The organism is Paenibacillus sp. EB106-06-01-XG199, assembly GCF_058791575.1.
Window position 1 is genome coordinate 86852 of the sequence record NZ_JBYTDQ010000014.1, and the last position, 25134, is coordinate 111985.

Genomic DNA, 25134 nt, shown 5'->3' on the forward strand with positions numbered 1-25134 from the left:
GCCCTTATTAGCACTGAACCAGGGATAGGAGAAGGAATATGTTGACTAACGGAGAGATTCTTGGAGGAAGATATCTGGTAGAAGAGCTTATTGCCAGAGGTGGCATGGGTGCTGTATACCGGGTACGGGATACCAGATTGAATCGTAAGATTTGGGCGGTTAAGGAAATTATTATCGATTCTGAAACCGATGGCAGCAGCTTTCTGGAAGAAATACAGATTCTCAGCAATCTGTCCCACCCGTACATCCTGAAGATAGCGGATTATTTTGAGCCGGATGCTGAAGGAAGAAGTTATCTGGTGATGGAATATGTGAACGGGCACACGATTGAAGAGATATATGGGGATAACAAGACACCGATAACGGTGCAGCGCGCGCTTAAATATGCCGTGCAGCTGTGCGAGATTCTGAATTACTTACATGAACAGCCTAAACCGGTGATTTTTCGTGACCTAAAGCCTTCAAATATTATGGTGGATGAATACGACAATTTGAAGCTGATCGACTTCGGAATTGCAAGGACCTTCAAGAAGGGGCAGTTAAAGGATACAGTGGCATTAGGCACAATGGTGTTTGCAGCCCCGGAGCAATTGGAAAATGGGCAGACGGATTTCCGGACCGACTTGTATTCACTTGGTGCCACACTTTACTTCCTGCTCACCGGTGGAAAATATTATTCTTCCGTTCACTCTACCTTTGCGCTCATCTCTCCTGAGGTTCCATTGGAATATGTGAAACTGATTAAAAAATTACTTGAAACAGACCCGGATCAAAGGGTTCAAAGCGCGCGTGAAGTGAAAAAACAATTAGAAAACATCTCTAAATTAATGATCGGTAAAACACCGGTCGTTGAACCGACGGTTATGATCAATAATCAGGATGGGGCTTCACCAATGACTGGAGATTTAACCGGGGGATTAGTCCCCAGGGAAAAATATACAGTACAGGCTACGCAAAGCACTCCGGCATTGATTATTTACCTCATTGATGTTAGTGCTTCAATGGGGTTGGAAATGAATAATGTCAGAAGAATAGATTTGGTGAAAAAAGCATTGGTTTCTACCATAAAGCAAATGGTCTACCGCTCCACTAAGGGTAGCCGGATTGCAGCACGTTATCGGATCGCTATTCTTCCTTACAGTGACGAGGTAGACGATTTGCTGGGAGGCATCAAGGCGATCGATCAAATTGCCAGGACGGCGACGCTGCCAGAGCTTACACCGATGCGATTTACGGATACAGCACTTGCGTTTCAAAGAGCTGAGGAATTGCTTCTGGAACAGTTGCCCCTTATGCAGAAGTGTCCGGCTCCATTGATTTGCCACATGACTGACGGTGTGCATACCGGGGAGGACCCCGAACCGGTGGCCAAACGGATCATGGAGATGAGTGTGCCTGATGGGAATGTGCTTATTGAGAACATTTTTATTAATGATCATTTTCTTGAAGAGCCTGTTAACGACCCGCGGAACTGGAAGGGGATTCTGCCCGGAATGAATCTGAAGGATGACTATGCGCTGAAACTCAGAAACATGTCTTCTGCACTTCCGGAAAGCTACCGTAAGATGATGACTGAATTCTCTTATACTCTGCAGAGCGGAGCTCTGATGATGCTGCCTGGCAGCAGTCACGAAATGGTGTCTTTAGGCTTCCAGATATCTGCGTCTACTCCGATACGATAGGACAGTGATGCTAGAGATGAGATTATTTCAGATTGACCAACGATTGGAATATCCTCTGTCGTCACTGCAAGCAGGACTGTTTAACATACGCTGCACCTATGCCCGTTCCAGAGAGTCACGGCAGGGAGATGATATGGGGCAGGACTATATAACCTATAGAGTAACGGATGACAGCATCCTGTTCTGTGTATGTGATGGGGTCAGCCAGTCCTTTTACGGAAATTTAGCAGCAAAATACCTAGGGGATTCTCTGCTGCAATTCATGTCTGAATCCGATTGTTTTAATTCTGCGGACAGCGAAGTTGTAAAGTACAAGTTATCTTCAGGCTTGCAGCAAATGACCGCCCCGGCTACAAATATGATCAACCATTATGAACTCCCTTCGCATATTGGCGGCCTCTTCCGTGAAGTACTGGAGGAGAAACGCTTGAAGGGCAGCGAGACTACATTTGTATGCGGGAAGATTAGCTACACGGCTGACAGCAACAAGGGTCAGATCACCGTAGCCTGGCTGGGAGATACAGCTATTCGTCTCTTCGATCATGGCACTGAGATTCCAGGCTTAGTAAGCGGGTTTTCCCAATGGAACCGTTGGTCGACTTGTCATGGTGTTATGGGAGAAGGGCCTTCTATTCTGTCTATGGATCTTGCAAAAGGTTCCGGTAGACCGAATTGTATACAAGTATTCACGGACGGACTAATGGGGTACAGGAATTGGAAAAGGTATCCGGAAAACGCGGAACTTCGACAGATGATCGAAACGTCGTATAACCATGTTGCCAGTGATGATGTTTCTTTTTTGGAAATTCGCTGGAATTAATTGTTGGTTAGTTCTAACCATTTGAGTAGGGCTGCCAAATAAGTTGAGAAAATAAACTATACATAAGTAAAACGGACATTTGTGGTGATCGTCCTTTATTTAAGTATAATACAAAATATGGTAAGCGGGATTCTGATAATATACTTTTAATCTGGATGTGGTCCATAGAATGAAGCCCTAAGAGCAAGATGGCCAGCAATAAAGCTTTGATGCTCCACAGGGGCCGGATACGAAACGGGACAGCTCCGCCTCTGCCATCGCCGCCTGCGGCCTGCTGGAGATAGCCGGACAGATGGATGCGGGCGATCCGGAGCGCCAGTTTTTCCTGGACGCTGCGGAAGCATCAGTGAAGTCACTGGCAGAGCATTATTCCACTCGGGGTGCCGAGGAAGCGGAAGGTCTGCTGAAGCATGGTTCGTACTCCGTCAGAGGTGGCGAGTCCCCGGATGACTACACCATCTGGGGTGATTATTACTATCTTGAAGCATTGATGCGGCTGGAGCGGGGCATTCCGGGATACTGGTACGAGCGGTAGCCCGGAAGCAAGCTTGCTCTTTCAAGCTGGAGAAGCATAAGCAAGAGCACCTGGATGGGTGCTCTTTGTGCTTTTAGAGCAGAAGCCTCCACTGAAAAAACTACCTGCTGGCGAAACGCCTTTCTCTTCGTGTGATCAGAAAATGTGTACTGTAAATTGTCCTTATCGTTCTCGCTGAAACGAATCTCGTCCTTGTAAGGGCGACGCAGTTGTTTCTACTTGGTGCAATTCACGCCGCTCCTTGCTCTTCAGTCGTGCAGTTTGCGCCTGTTTAGCTGTGAGCGCCGGTACCGCCGCAGTGCCCCCGTCCATTTCCGGAAGTTGCTTCCAGTAGCGTTTGGGCATCAGGGAGGAACGCAGCCGGTCGTTGCGGCGCTCCTGAATACCGATGGCAGTATAGAATTTCTTCCATAGGCGGCGATAGGCCTCCTCAGCCGCATCCGGCTCCGGGGGTATCCATTCCTGCAGTGGAATAATGGCCTCTTGCCCGGGCTGATGGATCAGTGCCATGCTATGGGTCTTGTCATAGATCATGAAGCTTTCGCCCTGAAACCGGTCGCAGAAATGCTCCTGAATGACAGGGAGCACGTAGTTGCGGGGTTCAATCACCGCTGCCATGACCGGACCGTAAACGGAAAACCGCACAAAGCCGAGAAAGAGATGCCCTTCCCGCCGCAGATGCTGTACCGCCTTCTGCAAGGCGTTCACGGTATCATCGGCAAGCATGTCCATAACCTTGCGGCCATGCGTGAAGCCGAGATACAGAAAGTTCAGCAGCAGCAGTTCCTTGTCTGGCGTACATGTCCAGAATCCTAAACGGACAAGCTCTTCGGCCTCAGGACAGATGCGCAGAGGTATGGAGCGCAGCACCCGGCCTGCTTTGGCGTTGTCGGTCTCAATCCATTTGGATTCCAGCAGCATGCCTTGCCCTTCACCCTCCGAATGTATGGTGAGCGGAGTTTCTTTCCATTGGTAGCTCTCGAACACGCAGCATAGCAGGCCCTCAAAGCTGCCGTCATAGGTATAGGCCAGAGCGGCCGTCTTGAACATCAGGAGGATTCTCCTTTCCTCAGTTCTGCCGCTCCCGCTGCAGGCAAGGCTGCCAAATACGTGTCATCGAACAGGGAAAGCTGCTCGTACTGCGGCTGTAGAAACGGGGACAGCTCTTGGCCGGACATGAGTGAACGAAGCAGGGTATGCTCGCCGACTTTTAACCCCTCCAGCATTTTTCCCTTACAGGTAATGAAAAATTGAGCGCGCTTCAGCACGACACCGAGCTTCTTCAGCGCGTAAAAATCCAATGTCCCCGCCCGCCGGGCTTTTACAATCCGCTGAGCACTCCTTACGCCGATGCCCGGTACACGCAACAGCGTTTCGTACGGCACGCGGTTGATTTCGACCGGGAACTGCTCGCGGTGATTGATGGCCCAGCTGCATTTGGGATCAAGCAGCGGATTGAAATTGGGCGCTGCTTCATCCAGCAGCTCCTTGGCCTGAAAGCCATAGAAGCGCAGCAGCCAGTCAGCCTGATAGAGCCGGTGTTCCCGCAGGAGCGGCGGTTTGGTGTCCAGGGAAGGCAGCAGCGAATGCTCTACCACGGGGGTGTAGGCAGAGTAAAAGATACGTTTTAGCCCATACTTCCGGTACAACCCTTCCGTGAGGTTAAGAATCTGGTAATCGGTGTCCGGTGTTGCGCCAACGATCATTTGTGTACTCTGCCCGGCCGGTGCGAAGCGGGGAGCATGGTTGTATTTGACAATGTCTGAAGAATTCTCATTTATCTTCTCTTTAATAAGGGCCATCGGTTTCAGAATGGACTGTTTGCTCTTATCTGGTGCAAGCCGGCCAAGACTCTCCTTAGAGGGCAGTTCGATGTTAACGCTCATGCGGTCGGCGAGCAGGCCGAGTCTGGACAGCAATATATCATCTGCACCGGGAATCGCCTTCACATGGATATAGCCCCCGAAGTGATGGACATTCCGCAGCAGCTCCAGAGCGGCAATCAGCTGCTCGGTTGTATAATCGGGGTTACGCATAATGCCGGAGCTGAGAAACAGGCCTTCTATGTAATTGCGGCGGTAGAACTGCATGGTGAGGTCTGCGATTTCCTCCGGTGTAAATGCAGCCCGGCGTGTCTGGTTCGATTTGCGGTTGATACAATAGGCGCAATCATAAACACAGCTGTTCGTCATGAGCACCTTCAACAGTGAAATGCAGCGGCCGTCTGCCGCAAAGCTGTGGCAGATGCCCATACTGACGGCATTGCCCATACCTCCGGCCTGACTTTTGCGGTCCGATCCGCTTGAGGTACAGGCCACATCATATTTGGCCGAAGCGGTTAAAATTTCGAGTTTATCCATGATATCCACGTTCATATCCCCCTCACTTGGGAAAAGTATAACCCGAACAAGTGTTCTTGTCAAAATCAAACAAATACATAAAAATACACATATAAGGGTGTCCTTTCGTGTCAGCGCATATGCGGCGCAGCGCCGTGCAACAAAGACGCAGGATTTTGCAAGAAAACGCAATACTATAGTTTTAGCAAGGTTTTGCTTATAAGATTAGTTGTGAAAGGAGGATGCAGCATTGAACGTACTATTTGAAGCCGATTCAGCATTAGACCGGGGTGTCGCCAAAGTAAGTACCCATCCTGCGGAAAAGGAACATTGGGGGAATATTAAAGAGGCTATTCATACTGCAGAGAAAAAGCTTGTAGTGATTAACGCGAAAAATGACCGCCATGTTCAAATCGGGTGGAGTACGGTTGCTGTAATTGAAGCGGAAGACCGCATGTGCAGCGTACGTGTAATTACCGGAGAAAGGTATTTGCTCAATAAACGGTTGAAATATGTCGATGAAAGTCTGGATTCAGCCCTTTTTATGAAAATCAATAATCAAACCATTATCAATACGGGCTATATTAAAGAGTTTTCATCCACTGGCAACGCAAGGATTCAAGTGGTGCTCACGGATCATTCCAGTTACTTTGTCAGCCGCTATTACATTAAACAATTCAGGGGGAGATATCATGATTAGCCAGTTCAAGCATTCTTTTTTTCAAGTATTTACGGTGACATCCTTATGGGTAACGTTACTGTTAACGGTGTTTTATAGGGACCAACCGATCAGTATGGTATACCTGTGGCATGTTGCGGGGATTGCTGCAATATCGGCCGTATTATTTGGAATTATGTACGATGCCCTATGGAATCATTTCACCTTAAAGCCGTTCTGGAATATTCTGATTTCCTCCATTATTACGATAGCGGGCGGAATGCTGATTGTCTGGTTATTTTCACAAGATATGTTTCACGTTATTCTGCCCTGGTGGCCCGGAATGCTGTTATTGTCGGTTGTAATGCACACCATAGCTTTTTATTTCTACGCTAGAATAGACAGCCGAAAAAGAGTGGAAGAGCTGAACAAGATACTGAAATAGGCTGCAGCGGGGCGGGGGCTAAAAGTGTTATTCCCAAGGAATCAGTTACTCCTGGCTCTGCAACCCTAGCCAAAATGTATGCGCATTCCTACTTATGCTATAATAGCATCTAATAGTAGATTAGATTGATGGTTTAGGCTGAGTGGGTTTGCCGATTTGTGAAAATTAGGTCAGGGGTGTTGCAGGGATGAGAGGATATAACATTTGGCGTCCGTTGATGCTGATATTGGTTGCGCTGCTTACGAGAAGTGTGGTTACGAACCTGTGCCTTCTGTTTGGCATGGACAATGATTCGGCGACCAGCGTCGGCATGATCGGCGCGATTATAGCTGCGTTTGTGATGTATAACCGGATGACGAAACAACGGCGTAAAAAATAAAAATCAGGCCGCCGGGGACCTTGTCCCTTGGTGCTTTTCCTAAACACCCGCTCCTGGAGCGGGTGTTTAGGAATGTCTGGTGGATGAACAAGCCGAATATTCACAATATTAAATGATGAAACTTTGCTTTTATAGAAGCTGAGCTTGTATATTAATATTAAGTTGTTGAAATTAGTATAGAGATGACAATAGGGAGAGAATACATTGAGCACACAAAGTTTTGGAGTTCCATTAGAAGGGTTTGCTGAATTCAGCAGAGTCGCCGCCGCAGAAGGTGCAGTGCTGTTAAAGAATGAAGGGCAAGTTCTTCCGCTTCAGGCAAGCGACAACGTTGCCATTTTTGGCAGAACCCAGGTGAATTATTATCGCAGCGGAACCGGTTCGGGCGGCAGTGTCCATGTTTCACATACAACCAACCTGCTGGATGGTCTCCGGAATAAACAGAACATTTCCATTAACCAGCCATTGGCAGCTGTATATGAAACGTGGATTGAGAGCAACCCGTTTGATAATGGCGGCGGGGGCTGGGCTGCAGAGCCGTGGCACCAGAAGGAGATGCCTTTAACCGATGAACTGGTGTCAGAGGCAAGAGCTAAATCCAATAAAGCTATCGTAGTGATCGGACGTACGGCCGGGGAAGACCAGGATAATGCCAACGAGCCGGGAAGCTACCAGTTAAATGATGAAGAAAAAGCGATGTTGAAGCAGGTGACGGCCTATTTTGAGCAAACCGTCGTGGTGCTGAATGTCTCCAATATTATCGATATGAGCTGGTTGAACGATGAAGGTTATGCGCACCCCATCCCTTGTGTGATTTATGCTTGGCAGGGCGGTATGGAGGGCGGCAATGCGATTGCCGATGTGCTGGCCGGAGAAGTGACACCCAGCGGTAAATTAACCGATACGATTGCTTATTCCATCGAGGATTATCCCTCGACCCGTAATTACGGCAATGAACTCAAGAACTTCTATCAGGAAGATATTTATGTGGGCTATCGTTATTTTGAGACGTTTTGCCCGGAGCGGGTTCAATTTGAATTTGGATATGGTCTATCGTATACCCGGTTTGAAGTGAAGCCGGAAGAAGCCAAAGTGATCACCAAGGATGGAGAAGCCTACATTGCTATTGAAGTGAACGTATCGAATACGGGAACTGCCTTTGCGGGAAAAGAGGTCGTTCAGGTCTATTATGAAGCGCCCCAAGGCAAGCTGGGCCAGCCGGCCAAAGCTTTGGCTGCCTTCGTGAAGACACAACTTCTCCAGCCTGGTGAATCGCAGCGTCTGACTGTAAGCTTCCCTGTTCATTCGATGGCCTCTTACGATGACGCCGGGGTGACTGGTCATGCTTCTGCTTACGTGCTGGAAGCCGGGACATACCGCCTTTACGTAGGAACCAGTGTTAAAGCGCTGGCCGAAGTTGGCGTGGAAGGACAGAGCGGTTACAGCGTGGAAGCTCTTCAGGTTGTGGAGCAGCTGCAAGAGGCGCTGGCGCCGACAGAGAGCTTTACAAGAATGCACCCGGGAGCCCGCAAAGCAGACGGCTCTTATGAACTTGCCTATGCAGAGGTGCCAAAACAAAAGGTTTCTATGGCAGAACGCATTCAGAGCAATCTCCCTGAAACCTTGGCGCAAACCGGTAATCAAGGATATAAACTAAGAGATGTCCATGAAGGAAAGGTTAGCATGGAGGCGTTCATCGCCCAGCTTAGCGACCAGGATCTGGCGGCGATTGTCAGAGGCGAAGGCATGAGCAGTCCGCTCGTTACACCGGGTACGGCTTCGGCTTTCGGTGGGGTAAGTGATCAGCTGTTCAGTTATGGAATTCCGGTTGGCTGTACCGCAGACGGCCCGTCAGGCATTCGCATGGACAGCGGGCAGAAGGCGACACAGGTTGCCATTGGAACCTTGCTGGCAGCAACCTGGAATGCTGAATTGGTTGAAGAGCTGTACGTCATGGAAGGCCGGGAGCTGTTAAGCAACAGTGTAGATGCCTTGCTGGGACCGGGTCTGAATATTCGCCGCAGTCCATTGAACGGGCGCAATTTTGAGTATTTTTCGGAAGATCCGCTGATTTCAGGGGTTTTTGCTGCAGCCTGCACCCGCGGGATTATGAAAGGCGGATCGAACGCTACACTGAAGCATTTCGCCTGCAACAATCAGGAGAAGTACCGCAGTAAGGTGGATGCGATTGTGTCCGAACGGGCGCTCCGCGAGATTTATCTGAAAGGTTTTGAAATCGCGGTAAAACAGGGTGGAGCCAATTCGGTTATGACCTCCTATAATCCGGTGAACGGGCATTGGGCGGCATCTAACTATGATTTGAATACAACGGTTCTTCGCGGAGAATGGGGCTTCAAGGGCATCGTGATGACCGACTGGTGGGCGATCATGAACGATGTCGTGGATGGGGGTCCTGCTGACCGGAAGAACACAAACTGGATGGTCCGTGCACAAAATGACCTGTATATGGTTGTCAGCAACTATGGTGCGGAAACCAATGTCTGGGGAGACAACACGATTGAGTCCCTGGACAATGGCACCCTGACCCGTGGGGAGCTGCAGCGCAGCGCTATCAATATTTGTGAGTTCCTGATGCAGGCACCCGTGTTCTCCAGAGAACAAGTGATTGCAGAAACGGTTGATGCCTTCAAGGCGAATCCGGCTCTTCCCGCTGGGCAAGCACAAACTGTAGCTGACAATGCAGTGGTTCAAACGGCTGCAACCGGTTCGACCTTCATAAAAGTTGACCAAGCGGGTGTATACCGGATCTTTGCAAGCGTCATGTCTCCGGATACAGAACTTGCTCAGAGTGCAAGCAATATGACTCTAAACGATCAAGTGGTGACGACTATTCAAACCAATGGAACGGACGGCAGATGGATCACGCTAAAGCTCGTGAAGATTGAGCTGGAAGCAGGCCTCTATGAAATGAAGTTTGATTTCGTCAAACCAGGCATGCAGATTAACGCGATCGAATTCAAACAAGTGTAAATGCTGCAAAGAAACTAACCATATGAAGTACAGGAGAGTGCCCCTAGGGGTGCTCTCTTTTTGTTGATTCCTGAATAATATAATGGCACTTTGATAATGAGGGATTTATCCGTCTAATTCTAGTCTGAAATCTTTAAAATCATTATTATTCTTCAGCCCAGCGGATTGTTTATGGATGTCCTGTTATGCATACATTGGGGAATGACAGCAAATAGTATACTCAGGAGAGGAGGCTAATCATGCTAAAACACTGGATAAAAAATGTGTTGAGACCAGCGAAAGGTTCCAGCCAAGATGCGGAAAAATCCAAACATCAGGCCTTAAACGAGCCTATAAATGCTTCATTAGCCAGTACCCTATGCACACTTAAAAATAGACTGGGTCAAAGCCCTGACTTTACCATCCGGGAATTTTCCGATAATCCTGAGCACACCGGGCCTCTTGCCGTTTGTTATATTGAAGGGCTAATCGACCCAGGTCTGTTATCCGATCTTATTGAAAGCTTAGTTAAAGAAATAGCCCATACATCCTCTAACCGGTTAGAAGAACATCTTGCAGCTTCTTTATTAAAAAAAACACTGCCTGCAGGAAATATTCAAATGATTGATTCGCAAAATCAGATCTATCAAGCTGTCCTTACAGGCAGTGCCGTCATTATAATAGATGGTTTACAATCTGCTCTGGCTGTCTCCATTGCCGGCGGGGTCAGACGGGCCGTGGAAGAACCCACTTCGCAAGGGGTGATCCGGGGGCCGAAAGAGGGTTTTACAGAGGATATCTCAGTCAATATCACTCTGATCAGAAGGAAGCTGCGGACACCTGATCTTAAGTTTGACAGCCACATTATCGGACAATATTCGCAAACCATTGTCATTGTAACCTACATAGAAGGAATTGCCGATCCCGGTGTGGTTCAGGAGATCACTAAGCGGCTTCAGACCATTGATACAGATAGTATCCTTGAAAGTGGCTATATCGAAGAATTCATTCAAGATGCGCCGCTTACTCCCTTTCCTACAATGTTAAATTCAGAACGCCCGGACACCGTTGCTGGAAGCCTTTTAGATGGACAAGTAGCGGTTTTGGTGGATGGGACACCGTTCGCATTAATTGCCCCGGTAACTTTTTATAATTTTTTTCAGACAGCCGAAGATTATTACCAGCGCTACGACATTTCATCTTTTTTGCGGGTGATCCGTCTGTTATCATTCCTGGTTTCCTTGCTGCTTCCTTCCTTGTTCATTGCCTTGACAACGTTCCATCAAGAAATGATTCCCACCATTCTGTTAGTAACTCTGGCCGCCCAACGGGAAGGGGTTCCTTTTCCAGCTCTGTTGGAAGCCTTGCTGATGGAATTAACCTTTGAAGTGATTCGTGAAGCAGGCGTCCGGATGCCCCGTGCGATTGGTCCAGCCATATCCATAGTAGGAGCTCTGGTTATTGGCCAAGCAGCGGTAGAAGCAGGACTGGTCTCCGGCGCAATGGTAATCGTTGTCTCCTTTACTGCTATATCCAACTTTGTCATTCCATACTTCAGTATGGCAACTGCCGTACGTTTATTGCGTTTTATTCTCATGCTGCTGGCAGGAACTCTCGGTTTATTCGGAATTATGGCAGGGGTTGTTCCTATTTTAGCTCATCTGCTCTCTCTAAAATCGTTCGGTATTGACTATCTATTGCCATACAGTCCATTTTACAAGTCAAATATGAAAGATCTGCTTATTCGGGCACCCTGGTGGGCAATGAAAACAAGACCCAATATAAAATCCGGAACTAACAAAAAAAGACAGGCTCCTCACCAATATCCTGTCGGTTCTAACAACATTGTCCGCAGTGCAGACGAGCCTGAACCAAAAGCTTAAAGGAGAGATCTATGTGCACCGATGCTGGGTAGTTGCCATTTTGCTTGTTGCAGGTCTAATGCTTGCAGGGTGCGGAAACCGAATTGAAATGAACGAATTAGGAATTACAACAGCAACCGGATTTGATGGGCAGCAGGGGGACTGGACAATTACATACCAGCTCATCATTCCACCGGCAATGTCTTCCGGCGCAGGCGGATCATCCGGTGCAGGGGGATCTCAAGCCGCTGTGCATACCTTCTCGGCACATGGAAAAACCATCAGAGAGGCTGTAGCGACCAGCACCCAGGAAAATCCGCGTAAGCTGTATTTTGCACATACCAATATTCTTATCATTGGTAAACAAGCAGCAGAAACCGGAATTGAAGAAATTCTGGACACTTATTATCGTAATCCTGGAGCACGGGAAACAGTTAAAGTCTTAGTTGCCAATGGCGAAGCCAGAGATTATTTGAAGAAGCTGATCCCCCCGGAGAAGCTTCCCGGCAGAGCGTTATCCAACATCCTGCAAAAAAGTGAGCAGTTAAGTTCGTATTACCCTTCGGTATCCGTACATGAATTGGCTCTGGGCATCAGTTCCGACAGCGGCGCTGCTGGAGTTCCAGAAGTATCTATCACAGGCACTGACAGCTCAAATTTAGAGTCAGCAAATGTATTCCAACAGACCTCGGCCAGCGGCAAACTAAAAATTTCCGGGTTAAGTGTCTTCCAGAAAGCAAAAATGGTTGGAACACTGGACCAAAACGAGAGTGCGGGACTCTCCTGGCTAACCAACCGTATACATACGACCACTCTAAGCTATAAAAGTAAGGATGCCGATGTGTCCGCTTTCCTGATCCGAAAAGCAAAGGTAAAAGTTACACCGGTAAAAGGGCCTGTGCATTATACGATAAAAGTCAAGGCTAAAGTGGTTGTAGGTGAGATTTTGGGGACCACTACACCTGAAGATCTTTTAAAAACGCAGAGTATTAACAAGTTGGAGCAGCAGGCAGAGAAGATTATTGGCTCGCAAATCCTGGAAGGATGGAAAGCGGTACAGCGTTTAAAAGTCGACCTTGCGGGAATCGGCAATAAAATACACCGTAAATCCCCCGAGGATTGGAAAAGTTTAAAAGAAACTTGGCCCGAGGAAATTGCTAACATGGACATTGACATCGATGTAGAAGTGAACCTGAAACGGCCCGGTTTATTTCAGGGTTCATTTAGCCGGCTGCTCGAATCCGAAGATGATTAATGACCACATAAACATAAACAGGAGATGAAATAAATGAGCCAAAGCAGTACAATTCGGGTATCGGAGCTGGTCATATGTATTTCATTATTCGAGGTTGGCAGCACAACCTTATTTTTCATGGGGGGAGAGGCTAAGCAGGATGCCTGGTTAGCCATGCTGGTAGGGGCATTGGCCGGTCTGTTCGTGCTTCTAATACACTTGAGTATTCATCATCAGGAGCCCCTTTTAGATCTGTTCCTATTGTTTCGCCGTTATATGGGGAAATATCTCGGAACATTCCTGAACCTTCTGTTTGTGGGCTATTTCGTTTATGAAGTATCACGAAATTTACGCGATCTTGGCGAAATCACTATAATGACATTGTTAAACCAGACATCGCTATGGATTATCATGCTGATCGTCATCCTTGTTGTTTCCAATACCGTCCGTTATGGATATAGAGTAATGTTTCTGATGTGCGTCATTCTTTTTCCTGTTGTGTTAGTTAGCTATGCCCTAATCAGTATTCTGATTCCTGTCACCGGCCTCTTCCACTTCCAATTTATGCTTCCAGTTTTGGAATCCGGGTGGAAGCCCGTTCTTAATGCGGCAATACCGGAGATTGTCTCTTTTCCGTTCGGACAGACTGTATTATTTCTAGTTTTTTATCCCTATGTCCATACAGGAAGAAAACTCAACAGAGCTGTGATTACCTGTTATGTCATTACGGCACTCTCACTGACATTTATTAATCAACTGAATATTTTTGTTTTGGGTCCAAAAATTGCAATATATAGCACTTTACCTCTACTGGAAACCGTGCAATTGATTGACTTTGCTGAAGTATTTGAGCGGATGGATGCGCTGTTCACCTTGCTTCTCTTTCTTGGATTAATTGTTAAAATGGCTGCCTTTTTTAATGGTGCCGTAATCGGACTCGAAAAAATAACCGGTGTTGGTTATAAAAAGTGGGTGTTGCCTGTCGCATTTCTAGTTTACGGATTGTCCTTCTTATCTCCAAATTATACCCATCATATCGTTGCAGGCAGACAAATTGTTCTAAATTACATTTTTCCAGTTTTTCAGATCATTCTACCCTTATTGCTTCTTATCATAATCCTTATCAGAAAGCGAAAAAAGCGGACAAACCGTCCAGCTCATGAGAAAAGTTGAGGATCTCTAGCGGCTGAGAAAGATAAGATATTGTTTTACAATAGATGTGCTATTACAATGTTAACTGATTAACCGTAAACTAGTAAAAAACACCTCCAGGGTGTCTTTTACTTACTCCATATGTATGAAAATAACAGCATATAAGCTTCTACGAATGCAGTCACAGTTTTGATGATACGCCAAACAGTCATTACTTCTGTACTGAGTGCTGAATAAGAATATCAGCCATCTTTTCTAAGGAATACTCATTCCCATCCGGCCTATCCTTCGAGTAACGTTTTGTTGCATCTTTCTCCTGATTTATCTTGATCGCCCCATTCATTCAGATATCCTATCTTATCACGCTCAATAAAGAACACAACATAAAAGGTCCAAAAGACACCTCCAGGGGTGTCTTTTGTTCTTTAAGGAATTATATGCTGTGCGATTACAAGTTCTCATCTTTGATGGCATCAATCACATTCTCCTGCCGTATCTTTGCGCCGGTGATTTGGTAGGCCAGTCCTACACTGCCTGCGGCAAGGATAAAGCAGCCTGCTAATTGAAGCCAGGGGATCCCGGCCAGAAAGTCCTTCCACGTAGCGGCAATTGCGTAATGCAGCATAATACCGCAGACGCCGGCCAATATCGGTATAGACAGCAGGGAGGGCAACAATCCAAAGTATAGTCCTTCCAGCCGCAGCATACGTTTCATACCCCGGGGAGACAAGCCCATACTGCGAAGGACCGCGAACTCCCGTCTTCGGGCTGAAAGGTTGCCGGACACAGTGGAAAAAGCACCTGTGATGCCTATACAGCCGAGCAGGATGGCAAAGCCGCCGACCAGAAGCTCGATGGAACGGATGGCGTCCCGGTTGCTTTCCTCCCGGCTGAGCAGAGTGGTAATGCTCCAATCTTCAGGTGGCAGGTATTGATTCAGGATCTCACCGGCCTGCTGCCGGGCCACAGCCAGCTGTTCCCGGGGAATGTTCGTCTTAAAGGTAATACTCTGGTAATCCAGCGCCCGCTCCATGCTGAGTTTCTGAACAATACTCTCATAAGTGTCCATCGGCACGATCACTACCAGATCCAAGGGATAGTGATGCTGGTCGAGCGCCGGATATTGGCCGGTCACGGCACCGATTGTAAGCTTATACTGCCCACCCGTACGCGGCTGGTCAGGGAAATGATCTTCTTCTACAATCATTGAATCGCCAGCGGCAAGCTGAAGATATTCCGTTTCCGGGATGTTGTACTTTTCGATAAAAGAGGGAATATTGCCGCTGGTCCGGTTAACTACTATAGCCTTGGACTGGGCCTGATCAGCAAACAGGGCTGCGTCTACCCCAATCCGGGCACAGTAAGCGGCAAAGGAGGCGCTATCCAGTCCTTTCAGCTCCAGAAAAATTCGCGGCTGCCCATCCTCTTGCAGCAGATTGGTAGGGAAGCTGCCGCCGGAATTACCGGGATAGTAGCTGTCCTGAAATCCACCGGCAGCGGCAAAGGCCGGATGGATTCGCTGCTTATCCCATTTAAGGGAGTGTTCAGCCCCCCGGTAAACCACCTGCTGCTGAACACCGGACAAACCGGACAGCTGCTTCATCATAGCCGGATCGGGCTGCGCCACGGTGGTCATGGACAGTTCGAAAGTGTATTGTTTCTGGGCCAGTGCCAGCTTCTGGTCGGCTATCCAGATGACCGCGAAGCTTTGAAAGCCTACGAGTAGCGTAATGAACAGCGTGAGCGAGATTATCGTCGTGCGATAGGCTTTTTTGTTGGCTGCAAAGGCACTGAACGCAAGCCCTCCCTCAGCACTTAGTCTGTTATGTAACCAGCGGTATTCGCGTGTCTTCCCCGCCTTCCTTGTAGCCGGGACATTTCGGATGGCTTCTATCGGCAGCAGTCTGGCCAACTTCCGGGCTGGCGTCCATGCGGACAATAATACGGTAGCAAAGCTTGCTGCCCCTGCAATGCCTACGATGGGCCAAGAGAATGCAATGCGTAAATGGTTGTTTGCAGAATCGGCTAACAGGGCGTCGATCGCTTTGATAATAACGGCCATTCCGGCATAACCAAGCAGCAGCCCCAGGGGGATTGCGATGCAGGCCAGTCCCAAGGCTTCATATAATACAATGCGGCGAATTTGCTTCGGCGTTGAGCCAACGCTTTTGAGAATACCCAGTTGCCTGATTTGGCTTGCCGTTGTAGCTGTAAAGGCATTGTAGATCAATATGGTGAAGAGGAGCATCACCAGCCCCATCGTCAGGAGGGCGGAGAGTGCATAGCCGGAGGTTAGGGCAATTCCGCCATGGACACCGGGCCCCTTGAGTCCGTATAAGGCCAGAAGCGGTGTGTTGTAGGTGATGGCGTAGCTTCCGGCAGCATTCGGCTTCTGGCCAATATTCCCGGCCAGCTGCGGAGCCGTTTCATAAGCATCAGAGATGTTACGTAGCCGCACGGAGACGTTAAACAGCTCTTTCGGTGAAGCCGTCTGCATATCCGCGAAGCCATAGGCAGAGTAACAGGGATAAGAGGATACGGAGGATTCATTGATCGTTCCCGTAATGATGAAGGCTTGTTCACCAGCAGGCTGAAAGATTTCACCTTGGAGCCGTGGGGCATAGTCCGCCACCTGCCTTCCATCCAGCATACGTTGCCCTATGGGAAGCTGAAGGCTGTCTCCTATTTGGTATTGGGGATTCTCGGCAAAAAACAATTTGGATACGATGATCTCGCCCTTCTTCTTTGGGATCCTGCCTTCCAGTAGTCTTCCTGTACGCGGGCTGTTCTCCCAAGCGTCAACGCTCAGCTGTACCAGATTCAGATAAGGCCGCTTTGTGCCCTCCAGCTGTAGCGACTTGTGCTGCGATTCCAGATAGACCTCATCCACCTGCGGATGGAGCTGAATATATTTCAGCTGTTCTGCCGGAACCGGTTGTCCTAAACGGGCATGCCAATTACCGCGGTCCTTAACGGTCGTATCCACCTCGTTAAGCCACTGGGAATAAAGTAGAAAACCAGAGGCGCAGAGTAAGGTGGCAGCGATCAGAATGGCCGTGAAGATGAACATTGTGCTGCGCTTGTTCGCCCTGAGATGGGAGCGGACGTAGTCTCCGATGATAGTATTCATTGCCGGATCACCTCGTCGGAAACAATGCGGCCGTCTTCCAGGGTGATAATGCGGTCCGCTTCCAGCGCAATCTTCTCGTTATGGGTAATGAGCAGAACGGTCTGATTGAATTGCTGATGGGACAATTTCAGCAGCCCGACCGTTTCCTCTGTATTTTTCCTGTCGAGGTTTCCGGTCGGTTCGTCCGCCAATAGAAGAGCAGGTCTGTAAATCAAGGAACGGGCGATAGCCACACGCTGCTGCTGCCCGCCGGACAGCTGGCCTGGCAGGTGGTGGAGCCGTGATTCCAATCCCAGGCTGCGGATAATGTCCTGCAGCCGCTGTTCATCCGGCGTTCTTCCGTCCAGAAGCATCGGCAGTACAATATTTTTCCGGACACTTAAGGCAGGAATAAGATTATAGAACTGGTAGATCAGCCCGACCTTCCTTCTGCGGAATACCGCTAATTCTTCTTCGTTCAGCTGTGCAATGTTACGGTCCTCAATCATGATCGTACCGCTGGTCGGGCGGTCTACGCCGCCCAGCAGATGCAGCAGGGTGGACTTGCCGGAACCCGAAGCGCCGATAATGGCGACGAATTCGCCTTTTTGTACCGACAGCTGAACGGAGTCAAGGGCGGTAACGAGCGATTGTCCCGAACCGTAGGCTTTCGTTAAGTTCTCACAACGTAATATTTCCATGGGTGGAGCCTCCTTTGTACGGTCCACTCTACCAGCCCCGGGTGACATTCCGGTGACGGAGGAAGATTAATGAGCATACCACTTGATGACAAAGCGGGCTCCGCCCCCCGGCCGGTTCTCCGCATGGATGCTGCCGTTCTGCCGCTGAATGATGGAATGGGCCAGCGCAAGTCCGATGCCAACGCTATCCTTGCGGGCATTGCTCCCTCTGTAAAAGCGTTTAAATATATGCGGAAGTTCTTCCGCAGGAAATCCCGCCCCGGAATCCTCCACTATAATTTGCGTGTACACGGGGTTCTGTGCGTAAGATACAGTGATGTTGCCGCCAGTTGGGGTATGCTCCGAACAGTTCATCAGAACATTGAGCAGTGCCTCCGAGCTCCAATGGTAATCTCCGCGGTAGCTGATGGCGGGGCTGGATTGAAGGGTCAAGGTTTGCCTTCTGCCGGAGAGGATATTCTCCAGAGGTTCAGCGGCGCTGGCCAGCATCGTGTACACATCCACCGGAAGCTGCTGCAGTTCCAGCGTTCCCGCATCCAGCCTGGACAACGTCAGCAAGGAGGATACCAGACGCTCCAGGCGGGTTAGCTGGCTTTGGATTTTCTCCACATATAAGGCGTCTGCGCTGTTCTGCCTGCTGTCAGCCAGTAATTCAGCCATCAAAGAGACAGAAGTCAGCGGGGTCTTGATCTGATGGGCAATATCGGACAGATTGTCGGCGAGCGATTGCCTTTCCAGCACGGCTGTCTCACGGGTATGCCGCAGCTCTACAACAGTCTTATATAATTCGTCTTCCAGGAAAGAGTATTCATCCTCACCAGTCCGGGGCAGAATTTGGTGCTGTCCCTGATTAATGGAATAGAGATAGGCTGTCAGTCCTGCGATTCTTTCCTTTCTTTTGTTTTGTAATCGATACTGAACTGCTGCAAACAGCAGAAACAGGAGCATCCACAGGCCCACACTTCCCGTGATGATCAGCAGGCGGTTCTTGTTATTAAAGGTGTGGAGGGTATACCCATAGCGGTGCAGAAGTTCGGTACCGGTCTGCAAAGCGGCGGCATTCCCGTCATGCAGTCCCTGTACTAAAGTCTGTTCCAGCTCAGGGTGGCGGCTGTAGGATGTCCCGGTGAGCTGCGCCGTTTGGGTGTATTCAGCCTGCGAGACGAGCCGGGATATGCCAATCCCCATAACCAGTCCGGCAAACAAGGCAGCGGCGAAGGCCAGAAGGAGAAACCGGCTGTACCTGCGTCTATTCATCATCCGGCCCCAGGCGGTAGCCGATGCCGCGAATCGTCTTGATGCTGGAGGAAGGGCCTAATTTCTCCCGCAGCCGCTTTATCATCACGGTCAAAGTGTTATCGTTGACAAAATCCCCGTCCGCATCCCATAATTTCTCAAGCAGCACTCTGCGGGTCAGCGTCTGATTTTTGTTCTGCAGAAGCAGCAGTAGCAGGCGGTATTCCCCGGCGGTCACCGGCACCTCTGTTCCGCCGCAGAATACCTGCGTTTTGACCGGATCGAGCAGAAGTGCTCCGCAGGTGAGGCGGGCTGCCGCAGGGGCGGTGCTTCCTGTCCGGCGCAATACGGCCTGGATGCGGGAGAGTACCACACTAAGCTGAAACGGCTTAACGATATAATCATCAGCCCCCATATCCAGACCCTGCACGATATCATGCTCGTCATCCCGTACAGTCAGGAAGATTACCGGAATATCGGACATCTGTTTGACGTAAGAGCAGAACTCATAGCCGTTGCCGTCAGGAAGATTCCAGTCCAGCAGGATCAGATCATGGGGGCTGGCGGTCAGCATAGCTTTGGCGGTACTGACCCGATCGGCATGTTGTATACCAAAACCCTTTTGCAGCAGGAATACTTTAAGTCCAAAGGCAATAGTTTCGTCATCTTCAACGATTAGAATTTGGTGTTGTCTCATGTTTCTAGTATATCTATTTTAGTTTTTGGAAGGAAAGTATATCTTTAACTATATCTGCGATGATTATATTGCTGCCAATGCAGGTAATATATACAAATAAGCCTCTGTTAAAAGGTAAGCCAAACCACACGATATATACTATAAACCGATGATAGGGTGAGGACGAATGAGAAAAACAATGATATTGACTCTATTGACCTGCAGTTTAGTATTTGCCGGTTGCAGTAATAATGCAGACAGCAAGGTAAATTCGGCAGAGCCGGATCAGAATGCGCAGCAAACAGCAACAGCAACAGCACCGGCTACAACGCGAGAAGCAACCCCGGCAACAACCCCGGAAGCCACACCGGAGGAAACGTCGCCTGAAAACGGGCAGGAGCCTGCCGCCGGATCGATGAAGCAGGACTACTTGAAGAAGCTGGATAAGATTGAAGAGGGGCTTACAGATTTGCAGGCTTTATCAGATGAAGGGACAACGGCGTCGATGATCGAGGCTGCGGACAAGGAGTACGGACGGTGGGATGCGGCTCTAAATGAGATTTACCAGGAGCTCAAGCGGCAGCTCCCGAAAGATGAAATGGCCAAATTAAAAGAAAAGCAATTAAAATGGATCACAGAAAGAGATGAAACGGCGGCAAAGGCAGCGGCAGAATTTGAAGGCGGAACGATGGAGCCGCTGGAATATGCAGCGACCCAGTCAGGGGTGACGAAGGAAAGATGCTATGAGCTGGTTGAGCTGTATATGAAGTGAACAGAATACTATCGCAAAAAAGACACCCCCGGGGTGTCTTTTTAAAAATATAGAATTTATATGCTTCACGTATAAATTATCCTTCTATTTCTCGCTGAAACGGATGTCATTCTTTGTTCAGCCCCTAAGCTGCTAAACCCCACCGCCTCCCCCCATCAATCCCTTAAGCCCACTCATAAACGGTCTGATTGTCTTAATCATGCTGTAGCCCATCTTCATCACCGGCATAGCTTTCTGAATCATTCCGAAGAAGCGGAGCCCGCCGCCCATCAGTCCGCCCAGGCCTCCGCCAAGCCCCCCGCCGGGTCCTCCGGCAGCGCCAGCACCCGAGCCTCCGAGCAAGGTTCCGAGCATCGGCAGAAATGCTGAGGTTGTGGCCTTTTGCGAACGGGAGGTGGAAGCTCTGCGTGGTTTATGGTTACTGCGCCGTTTGGAGAGAATCAGCGCCCCCTGATCGAGTCCGGTTATCCATCCTACATAGGTACGCCCGTCATGCAGCGTAATGCAGACCTTTCGGCCCTTCAATCGTTTTGCCTGCTTGCGCATTCTTGCTGCTGAATTGCCCATTTGCAGATCACCTCATTGTTCTATTTACTCCTATAGTACACAGAGGATTGGATACGGCTTGTGCTAGTTCCACGAGTATAGCAAAAAAAGTTGAGAAATAACCGCCTAATGAGGTAGTATAGCTATATGGTATTTATTTTTATAAACTGATTCATATTTATATTAAACAAAAGGTTAGGAGAGACCCTAATGACTAATTTCCGCGATCAAATCATTGCACATTACAAATTCGAGGATGCAGACCGTATCGCTAAAGACAGCTCTGGACAAGGGCGGGATGGAGAGGCCTTCGGCAAGGTGGCGCCGGTAATCTCCAAGGTGAGCGGCAGAGTGGCTGCAACGTTTGCCGGTGGCGATGCAGGAACCTCGTATGTCCGGCTTCCGGCGGACTTGCTTCAAGATGTAAGCGACAACACGGGGATAACCGTTGCTGCATGGGTGAACTTTGCCAAGGGCTCTAACGTATGGGAGCGGATCTTTGACTTTGGCAAAGGGGAGAAAGGGCCTTATCTGTTCCTGACACGTAATTTGCGCGGTACGTTGTCTGCCCAAGGCGATTTGGCCGTTGATCCGGGCAGAGGATTTGCCGGGGGCGAGTGGATGCATATTGCCATGTCGGTAACGGGTACGCAAGGCGGTACTTTAAGCAGTGCGGGTCCGGTGGTGTATGTGAACGGTGAAGCCGTTGCTGACGGCTCGATCAGCCAGACCTCCAGCGGCAACTATGCCCAACTGCGCAAATGGTTCGCGACCTTTACGGATTCGGACAACTACAGCAGCAATTTTATCGGCCGTTCGCAGTTTGCTGCGGATGCAGACTTTGCCGGCTCGCTCTCGGATATGCGGATTTATAAAGCGGGCTTGTCGATGGATGAGGTCATTGAGGTGATGTGCGATTCTTTGAGTAATGAAGAGATCGTAAGGCTGGCCAGAGACAAGTATCTTGCCTTCCCCACGACCATAATCACTAAGGACTTGTCACTTCCGGCTTCGCTGATGGGCGGAAAAGTTGAAGTGAGCTGGAAATCTAGCCAGCCTGCAGCGCTTCTGGATAATGGACAGGTTCAGGAAATAAGCTCTGCTGAAGCGGCAACCCTTACCGCAGTTCTGACCCGGGGGCCCGTCTCTATGGAAAAAAGCTTCGACGTCTCGGTGCTGCCGCAGGACCTGCCTCCATACACACTGACCATCCACGGAAATAAGGAAATCCTCGATGTCAGCGAGGTGATGTACGGCTTGTTCTATGAAGACATTAACAACGCAGCAGACGGCGGAATTTATGCTGAGCTGGTGCAGAACCGCTCGTTTGAATCTTTTGCTTTTGATACCTATTCCCATACTTCCGGGGAATGCGGCTGCTCCACCGGCCGGAACCGCGAGCCCTTATTCGCGTGGTCCGGAGATACCGGTAAGATGCTCCCGCAGCACAGCGGCGGACTAAATGAACATTTTGGCGTAAAGGACCCGGAAGTAAATGCTTATTATGTGACAGTGGCAGATGGTGCCGTGATTCAGAACAAAGGGTTTGCTGATTCCAACGGAAATTGTGCCATGTCCATACTAACGGGCGCGAAGTACGATTTCACAATCTGGGCGAAGGCAGAGTCAGCCGGTACAATTACGCTGCAGCTTCAGGGAGCGGACGGAGCAGCGATCAGTGATTCCGTAATCGTAAAAGTGGAGGGCGGAAACACCTGGAAGAAGTATGGAGTGGATGCCAAGCTTGTGCTGACGGGTTCGGCCACGGCTCTTGGCCAGCTGGCGCTTGCTTTTGCGGGTGAAATTTCGATCGACATGGTGTCCTTGGTTCCGCAGGATGTATGGGGAGCAGGCGAGGAAGAGCACTCCCGGTCGGCTCACGCCAACTATACGGGCAACCCGAACTACCGGCTGAGAAAAGATCTGGTGAACGCGCTTGTAGGCATGCATCCGAAATTCCTGCGTTTCCCCGGCGGGTGCATCTCTGAAGGCTCCTTTATTTGGGAGAATGTGTATGACTGGAAGGATTCCATCGGAGCGGTTGAGCTGCGCAAAGAAAATTACAACGTATGGGGCTACATGATGACTATGGGCCTCGGCTATATGGAATATTTCCAGCTGGCAGAAGACCTTAATGCAACTCCACTTCCGGTGATGGCTTGCGGCGTGCTGTGCCAGGCGCGTTCGGACTACGCCCATCCGGCCGGAGGCGAATTACGGGAGTATTACATCAAGAACTTTACCGACCTGATCGACTTCGCCATCAGCATGGACTTCGAGAACAACGAATGGGCGGCTATGCGCAGCAAGATGGGCCATGAAGCTCCGTTTGATCTGCGTTATCTGGGCGTAGGCAACGAGAACTGGGGTACAGAGTTCTTCGCCAACTTTGAAGTGTTCAAGACATCAATAGATGCCTATATGGAGCAGAACTATCCGGGGCATGAACTGCATATTATCTCCACGGTTGGCGCGCAAGCGGACGATGATGCGTACCAGCAGGGCTGGAAGTTCCTGAGCGGCAATCTCAGCGGATCGGCTGAGGTAGCTTTTGCCGACGGGCATAAAGTAATTGAAGAAACGGTAACCTGGTACGGGCAGCAGAGCAACTACATGGACACGATTGCCGATGAGCATTACTACCGCTCCAATGACTATCTGCTTGCGAATGCCGACCGGTATAATTATTACTATAGAGCGTATAACGCAGACGGCAGCATCGACTGGAAGGAAACCTCCAAGGTATTTGTCGGGGAATATGCTTCTACGGACAAAAACACACTGGCTGGCGCAGTAGCAGAGGCAGCGGTTATGACCGGATTTGAAAACAATGCGGATGTTGTTCTGCTCGCCGCTTATGCGCCGCTGTTCAACAAGGTGCTGACGGACGGGACCTACCGCTGGACACCGGACTGCATCTGGTTCGACGATGAGACGGTCTGGTTCACCCCGAACTATTATGTGCAGCAGCTGTATGCCAAATATTTGGGCAATAAAGTACTGGCAACCTCCTTCTCTACGTATAGAAACGGCAAACCGGCAGCACTCCTTCCTCATGGCGGAATTGAAGTGGCGGCAGGCAATGCTGATATTCTGGTGAAGCGCTTGACCGTAACGTCGAATAAGGATGGCTCTGTGCTGCTTGATCAGGACTTTACACAGGCGCTTAACCAGGCTTGGCAGACCATTCCCGGCTCCGCAGGGTATACCGTTCTGGATAAAGGGCTTGTGCTTAAAGCTCAGGCCAGCGGGCTGAACGGCCTTTACATCCTGAATGACAGCTGGACCGATTACAAGGTGGAGGTTGTTGCTTCGCGAATCGCGGGGGAGGACGGTTTCTACGTGGGCACAGGGCTGACTGACATTTCGCCGGAGAACAAGGATGTCCTCGAATATGCTATCAGCTATGGCGGCAACGCTACCGGTGTGAAGGTGTACAAGCAAGGCGTGGAAGCCTATACCCTGGGCGACTACTCTTCCAGCACGGCGGCAGGCAATCTTAGAGCAGCCAGCTATGAGGAGATTTCCGACAACACGGAATACACGATTACAGTGAATTACGGTGGTGAAACCGGAGAGAGCCTGATCTGTTCTTATACGGACGGCAGAGCAGCCAGCAAGGTGCTGGACTACAAGCTGGAGGCGTACAACAGAGAGATCTTCAACTCGGTTACAAAAGACGCGAAGCATGTGTATGTAAAGCTTGTGAATGCCGATGATGTAGACAAAATAACGCAGCTGCAGCTTGAAGATTTGAAGGTCGGGGCAGCCGCGAAGCTGATCACCTTGACCGGCGAAGCCCAGCTTGTGCATGTGCCTAATGTAAACCAGAAGAACAATGAGCGAATCGTGCCTGACGAGCGGGAGATTACGTTGAACAGCAGCAATATTGTTCTTAATCTGCCTGCTAACTCGGTGAATGTGCTGGTGCTGGATCTTAAGGCATAAAGAAGCGTCTGCTCTGTACTATGCAGGCTTTAGCCAGTATTTGCCCACGTGATCCTCAAATAAGCTGAAC

At 49.5% G+C, this 25134-nt stretch carries 18 protein-coding genes and 2 pseudogenes; 13 read left to right on the forward strand and 7 right to left on the reverse strand.

Going from position 1 to position 25134, the window contains the following annotated elements:
* Positions 1-38: 38 nt before the first annotated feature.
* From AC3WT9_RS31460 to AC3WT9_RS31475, 4 genes and pseudogenes are all read left to right on the forward strand, one after another.
* Positions 39-788 (forward strand): annotated as a pseudogene (locus tag AC3WT9_RS31460) (serine/threonine protein kinase); the annotation flags it as partial.
* Between the two features lie 105 nt (positions 789-893).
* A complete protein-coding gene (locus tag AC3WT9_RS31465) occupies positions 894-1682 on the forward strand; it encodes a vWA domain-containing protein (protein WP_341097510.1) in 789 nt (262 codons plus the stop codon).
* A gap of 16 nt (positions 1683-1698) precedes the next feature.
* Positions 1699-2502, forward strand: a complete 804-nt coding sequence (locus tag AC3WT9_RS31470; RefSeq protein ID WP_492408660.1) for a hypothetical protein — start codon at positions 1699-1701, stop codon at positions 2500-2502.
* A 205-nt stretch (positions 2503-2707) separates the two neighbouring features.
* A pseudogene (locus AC3WT9_RS31475) lies at positions 2708-3037 on the forward strand (glycoside hydrolase family 88 protein); the annotation flags it as partial.
* Positions 3038-3199: 162 nt separating this feature from the next.
* On the opposite strand, the gene AC3WT9_RS31480 reads toward AC3WT9_RS31475, so the two are convergent.
* Together AC3WT9_RS31480 and AC3WT9_RS31485 are read right to left on the reverse strand one after the other, a co-directional pair.
* Positions 3200-4087 carry a TIGR03915 family putative DNA repair protein gene (locus AC3WT9_RS31480; protein ID WP_341377024.1) on the reverse strand — a complete coding sequence of 296 codons (888 nt, stop codon included), beginning with the start codon at positions 4085-4087 and terminating at the stop codon, positions 3200-3202.
* Positions 4087-5397, reverse strand: a complete 1311-nt coding sequence (locus AC3WT9_RS31485) for a putative DNA modification/repair radical SAM protein (protein WP_341097512.1) — start codon at positions 5395-5397, stop codon at positions 4087-4089. The genes AC3WT9_RS31480 and AC3WT9_RS31485 overlap by 1 nt, the downstream gene beginning before the upstream one ends.
* 229 nt (positions 5398-5626) lie before the next feature.
* Here AC3WT9_RS31485 and AC3WT9_RS31490 point away from each other — a divergent pair, with 229 nt between their 5' ends.
* From AC3WT9_RS31490 to AC3WT9_RS31520, 7 genes are all read left to right on the forward strand, one after another.
* Positions 5627-6076: a LytTR family DNA-binding domain-containing protein gene (locus AC3WT9_RS31490; RefSeq protein WP_341377025.1), complete on the forward strand. Its 450-nt coding sequence runs from the start codon at positions 5627-5629 to the stop codon at positions 6074-6076.
* Entirely contained in the window at positions 6069-6479 is a 411-nt protein-coding gene (locus AC3WT9_RS31495; RefSeq protein ID WP_341089185.1) for a hypothetical protein, read from the forward strand. The genes AC3WT9_RS31490 and AC3WT9_RS31495 overlap by 8 nt, the downstream gene beginning before the upstream one ends.
* A gap of 187 nt (positions 6480-6666) precedes the next feature.
* Positions 6667-6858, forward strand: a complete 192-nt coding sequence (locus tag AC3WT9_RS31500; protein ID WP_341089187.1) for a hypothetical protein — start codon at positions 6667-6669, stop codon at positions 6856-6858.
* A 204-nt stretch (positions 6859-7062) separates the two neighbouring features.
* Entirely contained in the window at positions 7063-9849 is a 2787-nt protein-coding gene (locus AC3WT9_RS31505; RefSeq protein WP_341377026.1) for a glycoside hydrolase family 3 C-terminal domain-containing protein, read from the forward strand.
* 239 nt (positions 9850-10088) lie between these two features.
* Complete coding sequence (locus AC3WT9_RS31510) at positions 10089-11711, forward strand: spore germination protein (protein WP_341089189.1); 1623 nt, start codon at positions 10089-10091, stop codon at positions 11709-11711.
* 13 nt (positions 11712-11724) lie between these two features.
* Positions 11725-12945, forward strand: coding sequence for a Ger(x)C family spore germination protein (locus tag AC3WT9_RS31515; RefSeq protein WP_341377028.1), 1221 nt, complete (start codon positions 11725-11727; stop codon positions 12943-12945).
* 33 nt (positions 12946-12978) lie between these two features.
* On the forward strand, positions 12979-14097 hold the full coding sequence (locus AC3WT9_RS31520) for a GerAB/ArcD/ProY family transporter (RefSeq protein WP_341089192.1): 1119 nt from the start codon (positions 12979-12981) through the stop codon (positions 14095-14097).
* Positions 14098-14524: 427 nt separating this feature from the next.
* On the opposite strand, the gene AC3WT9_RS31525 is transcribed toward AC3WT9_RS31520, so the two are convergent.
* The 4 genes from AC3WT9_RS31525 to AC3WT9_RS31540 all read right to left on the reverse strand — a co-directional run bounded on the left by AC3WT9_RS31525 (position 14525) and on the right by AC3WT9_RS31540 (position 19819).
* Positions 14525-17206: an ABC transporter permease gene (locus AC3WT9_RS31525; RefSeq protein WP_341377029.1), complete on the reverse strand. Its 2682-nt coding sequence runs from the start codon at positions 17204-17206 to the stop codon at positions 14525-14527.
* Entirely contained in the window at positions 17203-17886 is a 684-nt protein-coding gene (locus AC3WT9_RS31530; protein ID WP_341089194.1) for an ABC transporter ATP-binding protein, read from the reverse strand. Before AC3WT9_RS31530 ends, AC3WT9_RS31525 begins: the two co-directional genes overlap by 4 nt.
* Positions 17887-17952: 66 nt before the next feature.
* Positions 17953-19143 carry a sensor histidine kinase gene (locus AC3WT9_RS31535; RefSeq protein WP_341089196.1) on the reverse strand — a complete coding sequence of 397 codons (1191 nt, stop codon included), beginning with the start codon at positions 19141-19143 and terminating at the stop codon, positions 17953-17955.
* Positions 19136-19819: a response regulator transcription factor gene (locus AC3WT9_RS31540; protein ID WP_341377030.1), complete on the reverse strand. Its 684-nt coding sequence runs from the start codon at positions 19817-19819 to the stop codon at positions 19136-19138. Before AC3WT9_RS31540 ends, AC3WT9_RS31535 begins: the two co-directional genes overlap by 8 nt.
* 166 nt (positions 19820-19985) lie before the next feature.
* On the opposite strand from AC3WT9_RS31540, the gene AC3WT9_RS31545 reads away from it, so the two are divergent.
* Complete coding sequence (locus AC3WT9_RS31545; RefSeq protein ID WP_341377031.1) at positions 19986-20570, forward strand: lysozyme inhibitor LprI family protein; 585 nt, start codon at positions 19986-19988, stop codon at positions 20568-20570.
* A 132-nt stretch (positions 20571-20702) separates the two neighbouring features.
* Here the strand turns inward: AC3WT9_RS31545 and AC3WT9_RS31550 are convergent, their stop codons facing one another.
* Entirely contained in the window at positions 20703-21137 is a 435-nt protein-coding gene (locus AC3WT9_RS31550) for an LSm family protein (protein ID WP_341377032.1), read from the reverse strand.
* A gap of 189 nt (positions 21138-21326) precedes the next feature.
* Here AC3WT9_RS31550 and AC3WT9_RS31555 point away from each other — a divergent pair, with 189 nt between their 5' ends.
* Positions 21327-25064 carry an alpha-L-arabinofuranosidase family protein gene (locus AC3WT9_RS31555; protein WP_341377033.1) on the forward strand — a complete coding sequence of 1246 codons (3738 nt, stop codon included), beginning with the start codon at positions 21327-21329 and terminating at the stop codon, positions 25062-25064.
* Positions 25065-25134: the final 70 nt, after the last annotated feature.